We start from the raw sequence: 13,935 nt of genomic DNA, 5'->3' as shown, positions 1-13,935 counted from the left end.
GCGTCAGTACAGCGATTCGCCGGCCGCGCGGCGTTCGTGCGCGCGGAAGGCATCGAGGATGTGCTCGCGCAGTTCCTCGTCGTTCCACGGCTTGGTCAGGAAGCGATAGATCGCGCCTCGGTTGATCGCGTCGGTGATCGTGGACAGGTCGGTGTAGCCCGACAGGACCATGCGGATGGTGTCGGGGTAGAGGTCGCGTACGCGCGTCAGGAATTCGGTTCCGCTCATGTCGGCCATGCGCTGGTCCGACAGGATCACCTGCGGCGTGTTGCTGGCCAGCAGGTCGAAGGCTTCGCGCACGCTGTTGGCGGTGAGGATGTGGTACCCGTCGCGGCGGAACAGCCGCACCAGCGAGCGCAGGACGTTTTCCTCGTCGTCCAGCAGCAGCAGCGTGCGTTCCGGTCGCGTCGCGGCGAATGCGCCCGGCAGCAGGAAGCGCTTGCGCACGAGTTCGCCCAACTGGTCGGCCGGCAGCGACGGACTGAACAGATAGCCCTGGAAGAAATCGCAGTGGTTGCGGCGAAGGAAGCCGAGTTCAGCTTCGCTCTCCACGCCCTTGGCGATCACCTTCATGCCCAGCTGGTGGCCCATCGCGATGATGCCGCGCACGATGGCCGCGCTGCGCGGGTCGCTGGCGACGTTGCGGATGAAGCTGCGGTCGATCTTGATGCGGTCCAGCGGGTACTGGCCGAGCGCGGCGAAGCTCAGTCCGCCCAGGCCGAAGTCCTGCACCGTCAGCGTTCCACCGAGCGAACGCAGGCCGGCGAGGGTGTCGTGGATGCGATGGCTGTCGGTGGCCAGCACGCTTTCGGGGATCTCGAACTCCAGCGCATTGCCCGGCAAGCCGTAGCGGTGGAGCAGGGCGCCGATGCGGTCCAGGCAGTCGCGCTGCACCAGCAGCGGGCCCGACAGGTGCACGGACATCGACAGGTAGTCGAGTCCTTCCGCGCGCCATTGCGCCAGCTGCGCGATGGCGGATTCGATCACCCACACGCCCAGCCGCGCGGCCAGGCCGACGCGGTTGATCGGTTCCAGGAACTGGCTGGGCCGCAGCAGGCCGCGGTCGGTCTGCCAGCGCAGCAGCGCGGCGAAGCCGGTCACCCCGCCGTCGTGCGCGGCCACCTGAGGCTGGTAATACAGCCGGAACTCGCCGCGGTCGATGGCGTCGACGAAGCGCTGCGCAAGACCGTCGCTCGGCGGCGCGCGATCCACCGCAGCCGAGTACAGACCGACGTTGTTCAGGCCTTCCTGCTTCACCCGGCGCAGGGCTTCCTCGGCCTTCGACAGCAGCGTCGCGGCATTGGGCGCGTGATCGGGGAACACCGCGATCCCGATGGAAAGGGTCACCGGCAGTGTGTATGGCGGAATCGACAGCGGGGTTTCGAAGGCGTCGCGCAGGCGTTCGGCCAGGCCGGCGCCGTCGAGTTCGCCTTCCCGATAGCCGATGCCGACCACGAACTCGTCGCTGGTCAGGCGCCAGATCCACGCTTCGCGCGGTACCGCGCGCCGCAAGCGCTGGGCGATGGCCGCGAGCGCCTGGTCGCCGGTGGCGGTGCCCATGTTGGTGTTGATCGACCGGAACATGTCCACGTCGATGTGCAGCAGCGCGATGCGCCGCTTGGTCGCGCCGGCCACCGCGATGGCCGTGGCCAGGCTGGGGCCGTTGGCACCCAGCCGATGCAGTCCCGTGATGGGGTCTACCGCGGTATCAACCGGATCGTCGTACCGCTGAGCCATGAAACCCTGGAGCTATTCCGTCTTGGTGGGGGTAGCCGACGGTCGACTGCCGAAATCGCCCTCGGCCGAGGCGGCCAGGTAGGCGAACACTGCGTAGGCGGCGACGTTCTGGGCCAGCGCCTGCGGGTCGATTTTATCGAACGTGTCGTCCGGGGTGTGATGAAGATCGAAGTAGTCGGTGCCGTCCTGGGCCAGGCGCGCCCAGGCTGCGCCCTTCTGCGCGATCGGGCCGATGTCCGGACCGGGACCGCCCTCGCCGGGGGCGTATTCGATGCCCAGCGGGGCCAGCGCCTGCGCGATCTGCGCGTCGGCGGTCTTGGCGTAGTCCGGGGCGGAGCTGGAATAGGCGTAGATCCGGCCGGCACCGAAGTCGCTCTCGGCGGCGAGCTGATGCTTGGCCACCTCGCCCGCGTACTTGGCGGCGTAGGCCTTGCCGCCGTGCAGGCCCTGCTCCTCGTTGGCGAACGCCACCACGCGGATGGTGCGCGCCGGCCGCTGCTTGAGCTGGCCGATGAGCTTGCCCGCCGCCATGGTCAGGCCCACGCCCGCGCCGTCGTCGATCGCGCCGGTGCCCAGGTCCCACGAGTCCAGGTGACCGCCGATCACGACGACCTCATTGGGCTTGCGGCTGCCGCGGATCTCGCCGATGACGTTCTGCGAGGTGTAGGTTCCGTCCCAGCCGCAGTCCAGCGAGACGCGCACCTTCGTCGGACCGCGGCTGAGCAGGCGGGTGAGCTGGTCGGCATCGGGCACCGACAGCGCGGCCGACGGGATCGGCGTCAGGCCCTCGTCGAAGCGGGTGATGCCGGTATGCGGGTTGCGATGCGAATCGGTACCCGCCGAGCGCATCAGGAAGGCGCTGGCACCGGCGCGGATCGCCGCCGACGGGCCGCGGCTGCGCACGCGCGAGCCGGGGCCGTAGCCGGCGCCATCGCGGGCCCGTTCCATCCTGTAGTCGATGAAGGCGATCTTGCCAGTCAGCGAACCGGGCGCTGCAGCCTCGAGCGCGGCCAAGTCGGCGAAGCGGACCACTTCGGCCTCGACCGTGCCGGCCGGACTCCCGCCCAGCGCGGTCAGGTGCAGCGGCTGGGCATTGGCACCGACCACCCGGGCCGACTCGCTGCGGCGCTCCCACTTCGGAAAGGTCACCGGTTCGGTCCAGACCTTGTCGAAGCCGAGTTCCTTGAATTTGGCCACCGCCCACGCCACCGCGCGCGCATCGGCTTCGCTGCCGGCCAGTCGGGGGCCGACCTCTGTCGTCAGCGATTCGGTGATGCGGTAGGCCAGGTCGCTGGCAAGCGCGGTTTCACGCAGTTGCGCCGCGGTGGCGATGGCCTGATCGGGAATGCGCGTCTCGCGCTGCGCGGCATCCACCGACCCGCCCAGAACCGCGACCGACAACAGCGTGGCGATTGCCACCGACAACGTAGCGCGCATCAAACCGACTCCCCTCAGGACGAAGCTGCGAGCGTAGCAATTCGCGGCAGTCCGGCGGGGTGTCGGTAGTCACGCGCAGCATGCCGCGTCTGGCGGAAGTGACGGATCGACGTAGGAGCGAGCTTGCTCGCGACCTGCGCTGCCAGGGTGTCCATGCGCAGGTCGCCAGCAAGCTGGCTCCTACAGAGGCGGCCTGCCGGCTACCTCACTTCTTCAACTCGTCGCGGATCTCGCGCAGCAGCAGGATGTCTTCCGGGGTGGCCGGGGCCGCCGCCGGCGTACGCACGCGGTTGTAGGCCTTCAGGAACAGGAAGATCACCAGCGCGATCAGCAGGAAGTCGATGACCGTCTGCAGGAACATGCCGTAGCGGATCGCCAGTTCGGCCGCGACTTCCTTGCCCGACGAATCCAGCTGCGCCGACTTGATCACGTACTTCCAGTCGCTGACGCTCACGCCCTTGGTGAAGGCGCCGATGGCGGGCATCACGATGCCGTCGACCAGGGCGGTGACGATCTTGCCGAACGCCGCGCCGATCACCACGCCGACCGCCAGGTCGACCACGTTGCCGCGCGAGATGAATTCCTTGAACTCGGTAACCAGACCCATGGCAGCGTTCTCTCTCCTGCGTTGGCTGTAAGGGGCGGCGATGTGCCGCAACCAGCTTGCCGCTCAGGCGGCGACGATGCGGCCGCTGTGTTCGGCTACGCCGTCCAGGACCGCGTGGAAGCGGTCGCCTGGTTGCAGCGGGCCCACGCCAGCCGGCGTACCCATGAATATCAGATCGCCCGCACGCAGTGCATACAGCTTGGACAACTCGTGCAGGATTTCGGGCACGGTCCAGATGAGATCGGCCAGCGACCCCTGCTGCCGGGTCTGGCCATTGATCGTCAGCTGCAACGTGCGGTCGCCCAGCTCGCCGACTTCCGCTGCCGGAACGATGGCGCTGATCGGCGCGGCGTGGTCGAACGCCTTGCCGGTATCCCACGGCAGGCCCTTGGCCTTGGCCGCGCCCTGCAGGTCGCGCCGGGTCAGGTCCAGGCCGACGGCGTAACCGTAGATCAGGCGCTGCGCGTCGGCAGGGTCGAGTTCTCCGGCAGGCGCGTCCTCGCCCAGGGCTACGACCAGCTCGACCTCGTGGTGCAGGTCCTGCGTGCCGGGCGGGTAGGGCACGTCGGCCTGCGTCGCAATGGCGTCGGCCGGCTTGAGGAAGAACACCGGATTGCCGCGATCCGCACGCGAGGCCGGCACGGCGGCGCCCATCTCGCGCGCATGGTCGGCGAAGTTGCGACCGACGCAGTAGATGCGGTGGACGGGGAAGAATCGATCCGCTGCTCCGCGGACGGGAACGCGAGGCTGCGGCGGCGCCGCGATGACGTCGCTCATGCGCTTACAGGGCGTTGGTCTGCGTCTCGCGACGGGTCTCCAGCACCGGCTGGCCGACGACGCGGAACTCGCCTTCGACCACGCGGGTGTCGCCGGCGACCGGCTTGCCGCGCTGCTTCCACAGCTTGTAGAGCACGCCGGCGCCGATCATCGCCGCACCCAGCACCACCGAGAACATAACCAGCACCGCCAGCACGCCCAGGCCGACCACGCCGAGCGCGAAGCGCAGCATGCGGTGGCGCGGCTTGCGCGGCTCGAACGCCGAACGCACGCGCGAATGGAACTGGGAACTACCGAAGCGGAAGGTCTGGGCAAACATCGGAATGCGTCGTGACACAATGCGGCAGCAATTGCCGGGCAAGGGAGTATCGGGCCAGCCATGACCGAGGGTGTGAGAACTTCGTTAAGCAATCCGCACGTGGCGAATGCCGAAAAGGCGCCCTTGTTGTCGCTGGAACGCTTGCCGGACGGGGCTTTCGCGGAAGTCGAAGCCGTCCTGGAAGGCGATGCGGAATCCCTGATCCTGTACCGTGACGGCGATCAAGTCCGCGCGTGGCTCAACATCTGCCCGCATGCCGGCCGCCGTTTGGACTGGGCACCGGGCCAGTTCCTGAAGAGCAAGGAAGGCCTTCTCGTCTGCGCCGCCCACGGCGCGAGTTTCGAACTCACTGCCGGCGAATGTGTGGGCGGTCCGTGCCGTGGCGAATCGTTGCGCGCAGTGGGCGTGAGCGTGCGCGACGGGGCGGTGTGGCTGGGCACGGGCGCGCGCTGAGGTGGCGAGCCCGCTGATCCTTCCGATGGCGGTGCATGTGGCGCTGGCCGCATTCCTCTATGTATTGCTGACGCTCGCGCGTGCCCCTGCGGTGTGGGGCATCGGCCGTCGCGCCGATGGCAGCAATCCGTGGTCGAAGATCGAGCCGCGCATCAGCGCGAACCTGTCGAACCAGTTCGAATGGCCGCTGTTCTTCCACGTCGCATGCGTACTGCTGATTCTCGCCGGCGATGCCGGCCGCCTGCCGCAGGCGTTGGCGTGGGTCTTCATCGCCGGTCGCGTGTTGCATAGCCTGGTGCAGATTCCCACGACGAATGTGCAGCTGCGGGGCTTGGTGTTTACCGTCAACTTCCTCGCGGTGCTAGGGCTGTGGGCGTTGGTCGTCGCGAACGTGCTTGCCTAGCGGCGCCTTCAGCAGCGGTGCGGTTCACTGGACGATTGATGGCCTTGGTTACAGGCCTCGGTCGCGGCCTCGCCGATACCAAGGGATGAAGGGCCGTAGTGCGAAACCCTTAATCCCGAATCAGTACAGCAGATTGACCATCGCCACGATCACCGCCGTATAGATCAGCGACAGCGGGCCACCGATCCTCCACAGGTCCTTGCCGGAATAACCGGCGGGACCGGTGATCATCGAGATGACCGGGTTGGACGCCGTCATGAAGTTGTTCGAGGCGGACAGCGCGACGATCAGGGCGAACGCGGTGGGATTGCCGCCGGCGGCCAGCGCCATGTTGATGGCGATGGGCACGGTGACGATGGTCGCGCCGACGTGGCTGATGACCAGCGAGAACGCCGTCGTCAGCAGGCCGATCATGATTTCCAGCAACCAGACGGGCGTGCCTGTCGGCAATCGCTCGACCGTGTGCCCCGCTACCCACGCTGCGGCACCGCTGGAATCCATCGCCCAGCCCAATGGAATCAGGCACGCCATCAGGAAGACCGTCTTCCAGTTGATCGCGGCGTAGGCCTCGTCGATGTGGATCACGCCGGCGATGAGCATGCCGGCCACGCCGGTCATCAATGCGATCGACACCGGCAGGCGCGATGACAGCGCCAGCAGCATCGCGACGGCGAAGATCGCCATGGCGATCTTGAACTTGTGGGGGCGCTGCTCGCCTTTCGGATAGTCCGTGACGACGACCAGGTCCTTGCTTGCGGCCGCCACGTGCAGGTCGGTCCAGATGCTGTGGAACACCAGCATGTCGCCGGCACGCAGGTTCACGTCGCGCACGTTCTCGCGCAGCACCGCCTTGTCGCGGTTGATCGCCAGCAGGCTCAGGCCCATCTGCTTGCGCAGTTGGAGGTCGCGGCCGTTCTTGCCGATGAACTTCGACGTGGCCGGCACGACGGCTTCGGAAATGCCTGCGCGGCTCGGGTTGAACAGGTCGCCGAAGGTGCGCAGCCGCGATGACATGCGCAGGAAATGGTTCTGCGCGAAGTCGCTGACCTGCTGCTTGGACCCCATCGCACCGATCACGCTGCCGACCCAAATGCGGGTGTCCGCAGGCGGCGCCAGGCGCGCCTCGCCGTCACTCTTCAGCGCGAGCAACAGCGGCGCGCCGCGCAGGGCTTCGGCCTCACCCAGCGACATGCCGACCAGTGGGCTGTCGGCACTGACGGTAAGTTCGTATACGTCGCCATCGATGCCGTAGGCCTTCGCGAAGTAACTCTGAGTGCGCGCGGGCGTAGCGCCCTTGCCGTCCTCGTCGCGCAGGCGCTTGTCGCCGAAGAAATGGAAGTACGCCAGCGACGCGCCCAGCAATGCCAGGCCGATCGGCAGCGGCGCGAACATCTTCAGCGGTTCCAGCGTGGCCGCACCGGAGGGCAGGTTGCTGTTGGCGGCGATCAGCAGGTCGTTGAGCAGGATCAGCGGCGAGTTGCCCACCATCGTCAGGCCACCGCCCATCACGATGGCGGCGGCGATCGGTAGCAGCAGCCGCGGCAGCGTCAGGCCGGTGCGCGAGGAAAGCCGCGCGGCGACCGGCATGTACAGCGCCATCACCGACGGGTTCTGCATGATCGAGGAGTTGATGCCGGCCACCGCGCTGGTCAGCAGCAGCAGTCGCTGCTCCATGCCCCTGGCGCGGCGCAACAGCCAGCCGGCCAGGCGGTTGAGCGCGCCGGTGCGATCCAGGCCTGCGCCCAGGACCATCGTCGCGATGATGCTGATGACCGCGTTACCCGAGAAACCGTTGAACAGTTCCTCGGGTTCGACCAAGCCTGACAGGCCCAGCAGCACCAGCACGACCAGCGCCACGACATCGGCGCGGATGCGCTCGAACAGGAACATCACCATCGTGAAGCCCACCAGCCCGAGCACGAGCTTCATGTCGGTGGTGAGCGTCAGCGCGGTGTCCATGCCGGGTGGTCAGCGGCTCTCGGTCAGGGCGGGGATACGGTCGTACAACAGGTCCCACACGCCGTGGCCGAGTTTCTGGCCGCGGGTTTCGAAGTGGGTCTGCGGCCGCCATTCCGGCCGCGGCACGCTGCCGCGTGGTCCTGCCCGGTTGACCAGGCCGGGCGTGGCATCCAGCACGTCCCACATCTGTTCGGCATAGTCCTGCCAATCGGTGGCGAGGTGCAAGCGCCCATCGGCCGCCAGTTTGGAAACGAGCAGGTTTGCGAACTCCGGCTGCACGAGGCGGCGCTTGTGATGGCGCTTCTTGTGCCAGGGGTCCGGGAAGTAGATGCGGATCTCGTCGAGCGAGCCGTCAGCGATCTCGTTGCGCAGCACCTCCACCGCATCGTGGTGGTACAGGCGAACGTTACGCGCGTCGTCCTCGGCCAGCGCATTGAGCAGTCGGCCGACGCCTGGTGCATGCACCTCGATGCCGATCAGGTCGCGGTCGGGATCGTGCCCGGCGGCGAAGCGCAGGGCCTCGCCGTTGCCGAAGCCGATCTCGAGCACGCGCTTCGCCTTGCGCCCGAACGCCACATCGAAGTCGCGCGGCTGTCCGGTGTACTCCAGACCGAAGCGTGGCCATAACGTGTCGAACGCGCGCTGCTGCGCATCGGTGAACCGACCCTGGCGCAGCACGAAGCTGCGGACCTGGCGGCGGCCTTCCTCGACGGTGAAGGGCTTGGGCGGAACGCGTTTACCAGTGTCGCTCATGGCGTGCCCGGAGGCGTCTGGACGCAGATGGACACGGAAAACGCGGAAAAGGCAGGCAACACGAATGAATCGGATGATGCAGAAACTGCCTTATCCGTGGTCATCGGCGTCCATCCGCGTCGAAAAACCAGCTCCATCAGGAGATGAGCCCATCGACCGGCGAGGACGCACTGGCGAAGCGCTTGCGCGGGATGCGTCCGGCCTTGAACGCGGCGCGGCCGGCTTCCACCGCCAGCTTCATCGCGTGCGCCATCAGCACCGGATCCTTCGCGCCGGCGATGGCGGTGTTCATCAGCACGCCGTCGCAGCCCAGTTCCATCGCGATGGCAGCATCGGAAGCGGTGCCCACGCCCGCGTCGACGATGATCGGCACCTTCGCGTTCTCGACGATCTCGATCAGGTTGTACTTGTTCTGCACGCCAAGCCCGGAACCGATCGGCGCCGCCAGCGGCATCACCGCCACGCAACCGATGTCCTCCAGGCGCTTGGCCAGGATCGGATCGTCGGAGGTGTAGACCATCACGTCGAAGCCGTCCTTCACCAGCTGCTCGGCCGCCACCAGCGTCTGCACGACGTCGGGGTAGAGCGTCTTCTGGTCGCCCAGCACTTCCAGCTTGACCAGGTTGTGGCCGTCGAGAAGTTCACGCGCGAGGCGGCAGGTGCGCACCGCGTCCTCGGCGGTGTAGCAGCCGGCGGTGTTGGGCAGGATGGTGTAGCGGTCCGGCGGCAGCACGTCGAGCAGGTTCGGCTCGCCGGGGTTCTGTCCGATGTTGGTGCGGCGAATGGCGACAGTGACGATCTGCGCGCCGGCGGCGTCGGTGGCGCGGCGGGTCTCGTCGAGGTCCTTGAACTTGCCGGTGCCCGTGAGCAGCCGTGAGGCGTAGGCCTTGCCGGCGATGAGCAGCGGATCGGCGGGGAAATTCGGGGAAAGCGGAGCGGTCATCGAAATAGTCTAGCAGCGCGGGCGAGGGCGCTCCGTCGTCGGATACGGGTCGCTTGCGCCCGTAGGAGCCAGCTTGCTGGCGACTGGTGCGACACACCTCTGACGTGGACGGGGTCGCCAGCAAGCTGGCTCCTCGCCTATGTGCATTGCCGCCGTCCATGGCGTGACGTTACGGGCGTTTGGAGAGCTCAGCCCGGCCATCCTTGGCCGGGCGTTCGAGCATGCGCGGCAGTGCCGCGCCAGCACATGCTCTCACCCATCCCTGGCCGGGCGTTTGGCATGCCGCGCGGCAATGCTCGCCGCGGTTATGTGTATTGCTGCCGTCCCTGGCGGAACGTTACGGGCTTTCGGAGAGCCCAGCCCGGCCATCCTTGGCCGGGCGTTCGAGCATGCGCGCGGCAGTGCCGCGCCAGCACATGCTCTCACCCACCTCCCAGCGCGTGGACTATTTCCACACGGTCGCCTGTGGTGAGTGCGTGTTCGCCGTGACGTCCGCGCGGGACGATTTCGCCGTTGACTTCCACTGCCACGCGACGCTCGCCCAGGCCTTCGGCCTGCAGCAGTTGCAGCACGGTGGTCTCCGCCGCGATCGCGCGCGGCTCGCCGTTCAGAACGATGTCCATTCCTGTATTGTCGCCGCCTCCGTCGGGCCGGGCCAGTCGGCACGGTTTTTGACGCAGTGCGGCGTGAGTGCGTTCACGCCGCATGTTTCGATCTCCCATCCGCGGGCGTATGTGCCCGGGATTCCTTCCATCGCAAACAGGACCTTCGATGATGAAACCCGCACGCTCCGTGCTGGCCGCCGCGCTGGCGCTCGCCACTGCACCGGCCTTCGCCCAGACGTATTCGCAAACGATCTTCTTCGGCGACAGCCTGACGGACGCGGGTTACTTCCGCCCGGCGCTGGTAGCGCAGCTGGGTTCGTCGGGGGCGATTCTCGGGCGCTTCACCACCAACCCGGGCCTGGTCTGGGCGGAAGAACTGGCCGACCAGTACGGCACCAACGCCGGCGCGGTGAACCAGGGCGGCAGCAACTACGCCATCGGCGGTGCGACGGTCTCGACCGACCGCGCCGGCCTGACGCCGCAACTGCCTACGCTGTCGCTGCGCAGCCAGATCAATGCCTACCTCGGTGCCAATGGCGGTCGCGCCAATCCGGATGCGCTGTACACCGTCTGGGGTGGTGCCAATGACCTGTTCGCGGCCGCTGTTGCACCGCCGGCGCAGGCACAGGCCATCGTCGGCGCCGCGGTGACCGGCCAGGTCGCCAACGTGATGACCCTGCAGAACGCGGGTGCACGCTACATCCTCGTGCCCAACATTCCCGACCTGGGCATCACGCCGCAGTTCCGCGCGCGCGGCGCGGCGGGCATGGCCGGCGGCACGGCGCTCGCCACCGGCTACAACGACGCGCTGTATGCCGGCCTGGCGGCGTCGGGCGCGCGCTTCATTCCGGTCGATACGTTCCACCTGCTGCAGGAAATCGTGAACAACCCGGCACCGTACGGCTTCCGCAACGCGACGGGCGTCGCCTGCCTCACGCAGCCGGCGCCGGCGCTCGACTCCTCGCTGTTCTGCAATCCGGGCTCGTACGCGGCACCGGATGCGGCCTCGGCCTACGTGTTCGCCGACGGCGTGCATCCGTCCACCGGCGCGCACGCGATCCTGGCCGACTACGCGTACTCGCTGCTCGAGGCGCCGCGCCAGCTGGCCGTGCTGCCGCACTCCGAAGCGATGGTCGGCCGTTCCCGTGCCGAGCGCGTCGCCGCGCAGATCGGTTCGCGTCCGGAAGGCGAGGGCATGCGCTGGTGGGCGGACGTGCGCGCCGATTCGCAGCGCTACGGCCATGGCGACAACTACGACGGCATCGGCCCGACGGTCAGCGTCGGCCTCGACTGGGCCAGCGGTGGCCTGGTGTACGGCGGCTTTGCCGGATACGGCCAGCAGAAGATGGACTGGGGTCGCAACCGCGGCGACTTCGACCAGGACGACGCCACCCTCGGTGGCTACCTGGGCTGGTCCAGCGGCAGTGCCTGGTTGAACGGCCAGGTCAGCTACAGCTGGGTGTCCTACGACGTGGACCGCCGCGTGCAGTTGGGCCCGACGTCGCGCAACCACACCGGTTCGCCGGACGGCACCAACCTCACCGCAGCGCTGTCGGCCGGCTGGAACTTCGGCCAGGGCGCGCTCAAGCATGGCCCGGTCGTGCAGGTGCTGTCGCAGACCATCGAGGTCGATGGCTACGACGAGAACAGCACCGAGGCGACAGCGCTGTCGTTCGGCAAGCAGGAGTTCGACTCGCTGATCGGCAGCATCGGTTGGCAGGTCGATTACACGCTGAACAGCCACCTGCGTCCGTACGCGCGTCTGACCTACGACCACGAGTTCGAGGACACCGCCGAGGAAGTGTCCGCATCGTTGCGCTCGCTGCCGGGTTCGCCCGCCTACTCGGTGCCGGGCCTGAGCTACGACCAGAACTACGGCACGCTGATGATGGGTGCGCGCACCGAACTGTTCGGCCTGCAGACCGACATCGGTGCCAGCCTCACCGTCGGCCAGAAGGGCGGCAACGACGCGACGGTGTTCGTGAGCTTCGGCGGAGGTTTCTGACCCGCGCCTCAATCGGCTGAACCGGCACGCGGCGCCCTTGTGGCGCCGCGTTGCCAAGCCTCCGACGGGAGGCATAGACTTCGCAACGCGCGGGTGTAGTTCAATGGTAGAACTGCAGCTTCCCAAGCTGCTAGCGTGGGTTCGATTCCCATCACCCGCTCCAAACATTTTCAGCGGCGGCCTGCTTTACAGTGGCCGCCGTTTTTGTCTTTCAGGCAGGGCCTGGAGGCGCGATGGCAACGAAGATCGTGCTGGGTTGGCGCGAATGGGCGGCCCTGCCGGACCTGGGCGTCGGGCGTCTGCGCGCCAAGGTCGACAGCGGCGCGCGCAGCTCGGCGCTGCATGTGGACACCCAGTGGAATTTTCATGAGCGCGGCGAGCCATGGGTCGGTTTCCGCCTCAGTCCCGGGCACGGCGCAGGCATGATCGAAGCTGCCGCCCCGGTGTTCGACGTGCGGGAGGTGACCGACTCGGGCGGCCACTGCACGCGCCGTGTCTTCGTGCGGACCACACTGGCGCTGGCCGGGGTGGAGCGCACCATCGAAATGAATCTGTCCGATCGCCGCGGCATGCTGTTTCCGATGCTGCTCGGCCGTACCGCGCTGGCGAGGGTGTTCACCGTGGACCCTGCGCGTTCCTTCCTGCATGGCCGCCTGCCGGCGAACGCGGCACCGGTGGTCTCCCTCAAGTCGCTCCGATGAAACTTGCGATCCTGTCGCGCAACAGCAAGCTGTACTCCACACGGCGCCTAGTCGAAGCCGCGCGCGACCAGGGCCACAGCGTGCGGGTACTGGATCCGCTGCGCTGCTACATGCGCATCGCCAGCGACGGATTCAGCATGCGCTACAAGGGCAAGCCGATCTCCGGCTACCAGGCCGTGATCCCGCGCATCGGCGCCTCGATTACCCGCTACGGCTCGGCGGTACTGCGCCAGTTCGAGCTGATGGACACCTTCACCCCCAACTCGTCGGACGCCATCCTGCGCGCGCGCGACAAGCTGCGCTGCCACCAGTTGCTGGCGGCCGAGAACATCGGCCTGCCGACCACGGTGTTCGGCGACAACCCGGACGACACCCACGACCTGCTGTCGATGCTCGGCGCGCCGCCGCATGTCATCAAACTCAACGAAGGGACGCAGGGCGCCGGCGTGATGCTGACGGAGAAGCTCTCGGCCTCGCGTGGCGTGATCGAAGCGCTGCGCGGCCTTTACGCCAACTTCCTCGTCCAGGAATTCATCGAGGAGGCGCGTGGCGCGGACCTGCGTTGCTTCGTGGTGGGCGGGCGCGTGGTGGCGACGATGAAGCGCCAGGCACCACGCGGCGACTTCCGCTCGAACCTGCATCGCGGCGGCACGGCGAAGGGCGTGCGCGCCAGCGTGGAGGAAGAAGAGGTCGCCATCCGCGCCGCGCGCGTGCTCGGGCTGGGTATCGCCGGCGTTGATCTGATCCGTTCGAAGCGCGGCCCGCTGGTGCTTGAAGTCAACGCATCGCCCGGCCTGGAAGGCATCGAAGACGCCACCGGCGTGGACGTGGCGGGCGAGGTGGTCGCGCATGTCGCTGGGCGGGTGAAGCGCCCGCCTTCCAAAAAGCCCGCAGCGCGCCTGGCAACCTGAATTCGGCACATTCGCCGACGTTCGCCGTATTTTGCCGCCCTTGGCTGCTTGCTTAACATTTCCCCTGCTGAACAACGAAATCTTAACGCGTGTTTTTAACGGCGGTTTAATCGATTTCGGCGTAGCCTGTCCCTACCGCAGCACTGCCCATCCTCCAAGTCAGCACTCTGGTCGACGCAGGTTACGGTAATCGGGGCAATACCCTTTTGGCCCAGGCGCGGTGGCCCCGTGCCTGGGCCTTTGTTTGACTGCGCTCGACTGCATGCGTGATGTCGTCGGTCCGCGATTAAGGCTCTGGCAGAATCACACGGTCGCCGCGGCGAGT

14 protein-coding genes and 1 tRNA gene are annotated in these 13,935 nt (G+C 67.4%); 6 read left to right on the top strand and 9 right to left on the bottom strand.

The window, feature by feature from the left end; genetic code table 11:
• Positions 1-3: 3 nt before the first annotated feature.
• The 5 genes from VFE83_RS08550 to VFE83_RS08530 form a co-directional block, all read right to left on the bottom strand.
• Positions 4-1,737 (bottom strand): EAL domain-containing protein, encoded by a 1,734-nt coding sequence (locus VFE83_RS08550; RefSeq protein WP_324905056.1) that lies wholly within the window; start codon positions 1,735-1,737, stop codon positions 4-6.
• A gap of 12 nt (positions 1,738-1,749) precedes the next feature.
• Positions 1,750-3,174 (bottom strand): M28 family peptidase, encoded by a 1,425-nt coding sequence (locus VFE83_RS08545; RefSeq protein WP_324905054.1) that lies wholly within the window; start codon positions 3,172-3,174, stop codon positions 1,750-1,752.
• Positions 3,175-3,379: 205 nt separating this feature from the next.
• Positions 3,380-3,781 carry a large-conductance mechanosensitive channel protein MscL gene (mscL, locus tag VFE83_RS08540; protein ID WP_324905052.1) on the bottom strand — a complete coding sequence of 134 codons (402 nt, stop codon included), beginning with the start codon at positions 3,779-3,781 and terminating at the stop codon, positions 3,380-3,382.
• A gap of 63 nt (positions 3,782-3,844) precedes the next feature.
• Positions 3,845-4,558, bottom strand: a complete 714-nt coding sequence (locus VFE83_RS08535) for a fumarylacetoacetate hydrolase family protein (RefSeq protein WP_324905050.1) — start codon at positions 4,556-4,558, stop codon at positions 3,845-3,847.
• Between the two features lie 4 nt (positions 4,559-4,562).
• Entirely contained in the window at positions 4,563-4,877 is a 315-nt protein-coding gene (locus VFE83_RS08530; protein ID WP_324905048.1) for a hypothetical protein, read from the bottom strand.
• A 60-nt stretch (positions 4,878-4,937) separates the two neighbouring features.
• On the opposite strand from VFE83_RS08530, the gene VFE83_RS08525 reads away from it, so the two are divergent.
• Positions 4,938-5,330, top strand: a complete 393-nt coding sequence (locus VFE83_RS08525) for a Rieske (2Fe-2S) protein (protein ID WP_324905046.1) — start codon at positions 4,938-4,940, stop codon at positions 5,328-5,330.
• A gap of 25 nt (positions 5,331-5,355) precedes the next feature.
• Positions 5,356-5,733: an MAPEG family protein gene (locus VFE83_RS08520; RefSeq protein WP_324905044.1), complete on the top strand. Its 378-nt coding sequence runs from the start codon at positions 5,356-5,358 to the stop codon at positions 5,731-5,733.
• A gap of 120 nt (positions 5,734-5,853) precedes the next feature.
• Here VFE83_RS08520 and VFE83_RS08515 read toward each other — a convergent pair whose 3' ends face one another.
• The 4 genes from VFE83_RS08515 to thiS form a co-directional block, all read right to left on the bottom strand.
• Complete coding sequence (locus VFE83_RS08515) at positions 5,854-7,692, bottom strand: SLC13 family permease (protein WP_324905042.1); 1,839 nt, start codon at positions 7,690-7,692, stop codon at positions 5,854-5,856.
• A gap of 9 nt (positions 7,693-7,701) precedes the next feature.
• A complete protein-coding gene (trmB, locus tag VFE83_RS08510) occupies positions 7,702-8,445 on the bottom strand; it encodes a tRNA (guanosine(46)-N7)-methyltransferase TrmB (protein WP_324905040.1) in 744 nt (247 codons plus the stop codon).
• A gap of 136 nt (positions 8,446-8,581) precedes the next feature.
• Positions 8,582-9,388 carry a thiazole synthase gene (locus tag VFE83_RS08505; protein WP_324905038.1) on the bottom strand — a complete coding sequence of 269 codons (807 nt, stop codon included), beginning with the start codon at positions 9,386-9,388 and terminating at the stop codon, positions 8,582-8,584.
• A 422-nt stretch (positions 9,389-9,810) separates the two neighbouring features.
• The gene (gene thiS / locus VFE83_RS08500; RefSeq protein WP_324905036.1) at positions 9,811-10,011 is read right to left on the bottom strand and encodes a sulfur carrier protein ThiS; all 201 of its coding nucleotides are present in this window, start codon (positions 10,009-10,011) and stop codon (positions 9,811-9,813) included.
• A gap of 172 nt (positions 10,012-10,183) precedes the next feature.
• Between thiS and VFE83_RS08495 the strand changes: the two genes are divergently transcribed.
• The 4 genes from VFE83_RS08495 (at position 10,184) to rimK (ending at position 13,610) form a co-directional block, all read left to right on the top strand.
• Complete coding sequence (locus VFE83_RS08495) at positions 10,184-11,998, top strand: autotransporter domain-containing protein (protein ID WP_324905208.1); 1,815 nt, start codon at positions 10,184-10,186, stop codon at positions 11,996-11,998.
• An 89-nt stretch (positions 11,999-12,087) separates the two neighbouring features.
• Positions 12,088-12,161, top strand: a tRNA-Gly gene (locus VFE83_RS08490).
• Positions 12,162-12,231: 70 nt separating this feature from the next.
• On the top strand, positions 12,232-12,699 hold the full coding sequence (locus VFE83_RS08485; RefSeq protein WP_324905035.1) for an ATP-dependent zinc protease: 468 nt from the start codon (positions 12,232-12,234) through the stop codon (positions 12,697-12,699).
• A complete protein-coding gene (gene rimK, locus VFE83_RS08480) occupies positions 12,696-13,610 on the top strand; it encodes a 30S ribosomal protein S6--L-glutamate ligase (protein ID WP_324905033.1) in 915 nt (304 codons plus the stop codon). The genes VFE83_RS08485 and rimK overlap by 4 nt, the downstream gene beginning before the upstream one ends.
• Positions 13,611-13,935 lie beyond the last annotated feature (325 nt).

Source organism: Lysobacter sp., from assembly GCF_035655815.1.
Classification (GTDB): domain Bacteria; phylum Pseudomonadota; class Gammaproteobacteria; order Xanthomonadales; family Xanthomonadaceae; genus Lysobacter_J.
The sequence above is the reverse complement of the archived record's forward strand: the minus strand, read 5'-3'. Positions and strand labels throughout refer to the sequence as shown.

What these genes read in the sequence shown, in the direction of transcription:
- VFE83_RS08550 (WP_324905056.1), bottom strand. Translation starts at nt 1,737, where the DNA reads ATGGCTCAGCGGTACGACGATCCGGTTGATACCGCGGTAGACCCCATC.
- VFE83_RS08545 (WP_324905054.1), bottom strand. Translation starts at nt 3,174, where the DNA reads ATGCGCGCTACGTTGTCGGTGGCAATCGCCACGCTGTTGTCGGTCGCG.
- mscL (WP_324905052.1), bottom strand. Translation starts at nt 3,781, where the DNA reads ATGGGTCTGGTTACCGAGTTCAAGGAATTCATCTCGCGCGGCAACGTG.
- VFE83_RS08535 (WP_324905050.1), bottom strand. Translation starts at nt 4,558, where the DNA reads ATGAGCGACGTCATCGCGGCGCCGCCGCAGCCTCGCGTTCCCGTCCGC.
- VFE83_RS08530 (WP_324905048.1), bottom strand. Translation starts at nt 4,877, where the DNA reads ATGTTTGCCCAGACCTTCCGCTTCGGTAGTTCCCAGTTCCATTCGCGC.
- VFE83_RS08525 (WP_324905046.1), top strand. Translation starts at nt 4,938, where the DNA reads ATGACCGAGGGTGTGAGAACTTCGTTAAGCAATCCGCACGTGGCGAAT.
- VFE83_RS08520 (WP_324905044.1), top strand. Translation starts at nt 5,356, where the DNA reads ATGGCGGTGCATGTGGCGCTGGCCGCATTCCTCTATGTATTGCTGACG.
- VFE83_RS08515 (WP_324905042.1), bottom strand. Translation starts at nt 7,692, where the DNA reads ATGGACACCGCGCTGACGCTCACCACCGACATGAAGCTCGTGCTCGGG.
- trmB (WP_324905040.1), bottom strand. Translation starts at nt 8,445, where the DNA reads ATGAGCGACACTGGTAAACGCGTTCCGCCCAAGCCCTTCACCGTCGAG.
- VFE83_RS08505 (WP_324905038.1), bottom strand. Translation starts at nt 9,388, where the DNA reads ATGACCGCTCCGCTTTCCCCGAATTTCCCCGCCGATCCGCTGCTCATC.
- thiS (WP_324905036.1), bottom strand. Translation starts at nt 10,011, where the DNA reads ATGGACATCGTTCTGAACGGCGAGCCGCGCGCGATCGCGGCGGAGACC.
- VFE83_RS08485 (WP_324905035.1), top strand. Translation starts at nt 12,232, where the DNA reads ATGGCAACGAAGATCGTGCTGGGTTGGCGCGAATGGGCGGCCCTGCCG.
- rimK (WP_324905033.1), top strand. Translation starts at nt 12,696, where the DNA reads ATGAAACTTGCGATCCTGTCGCGCAACAGCAAGCTGTACTCCACACGG.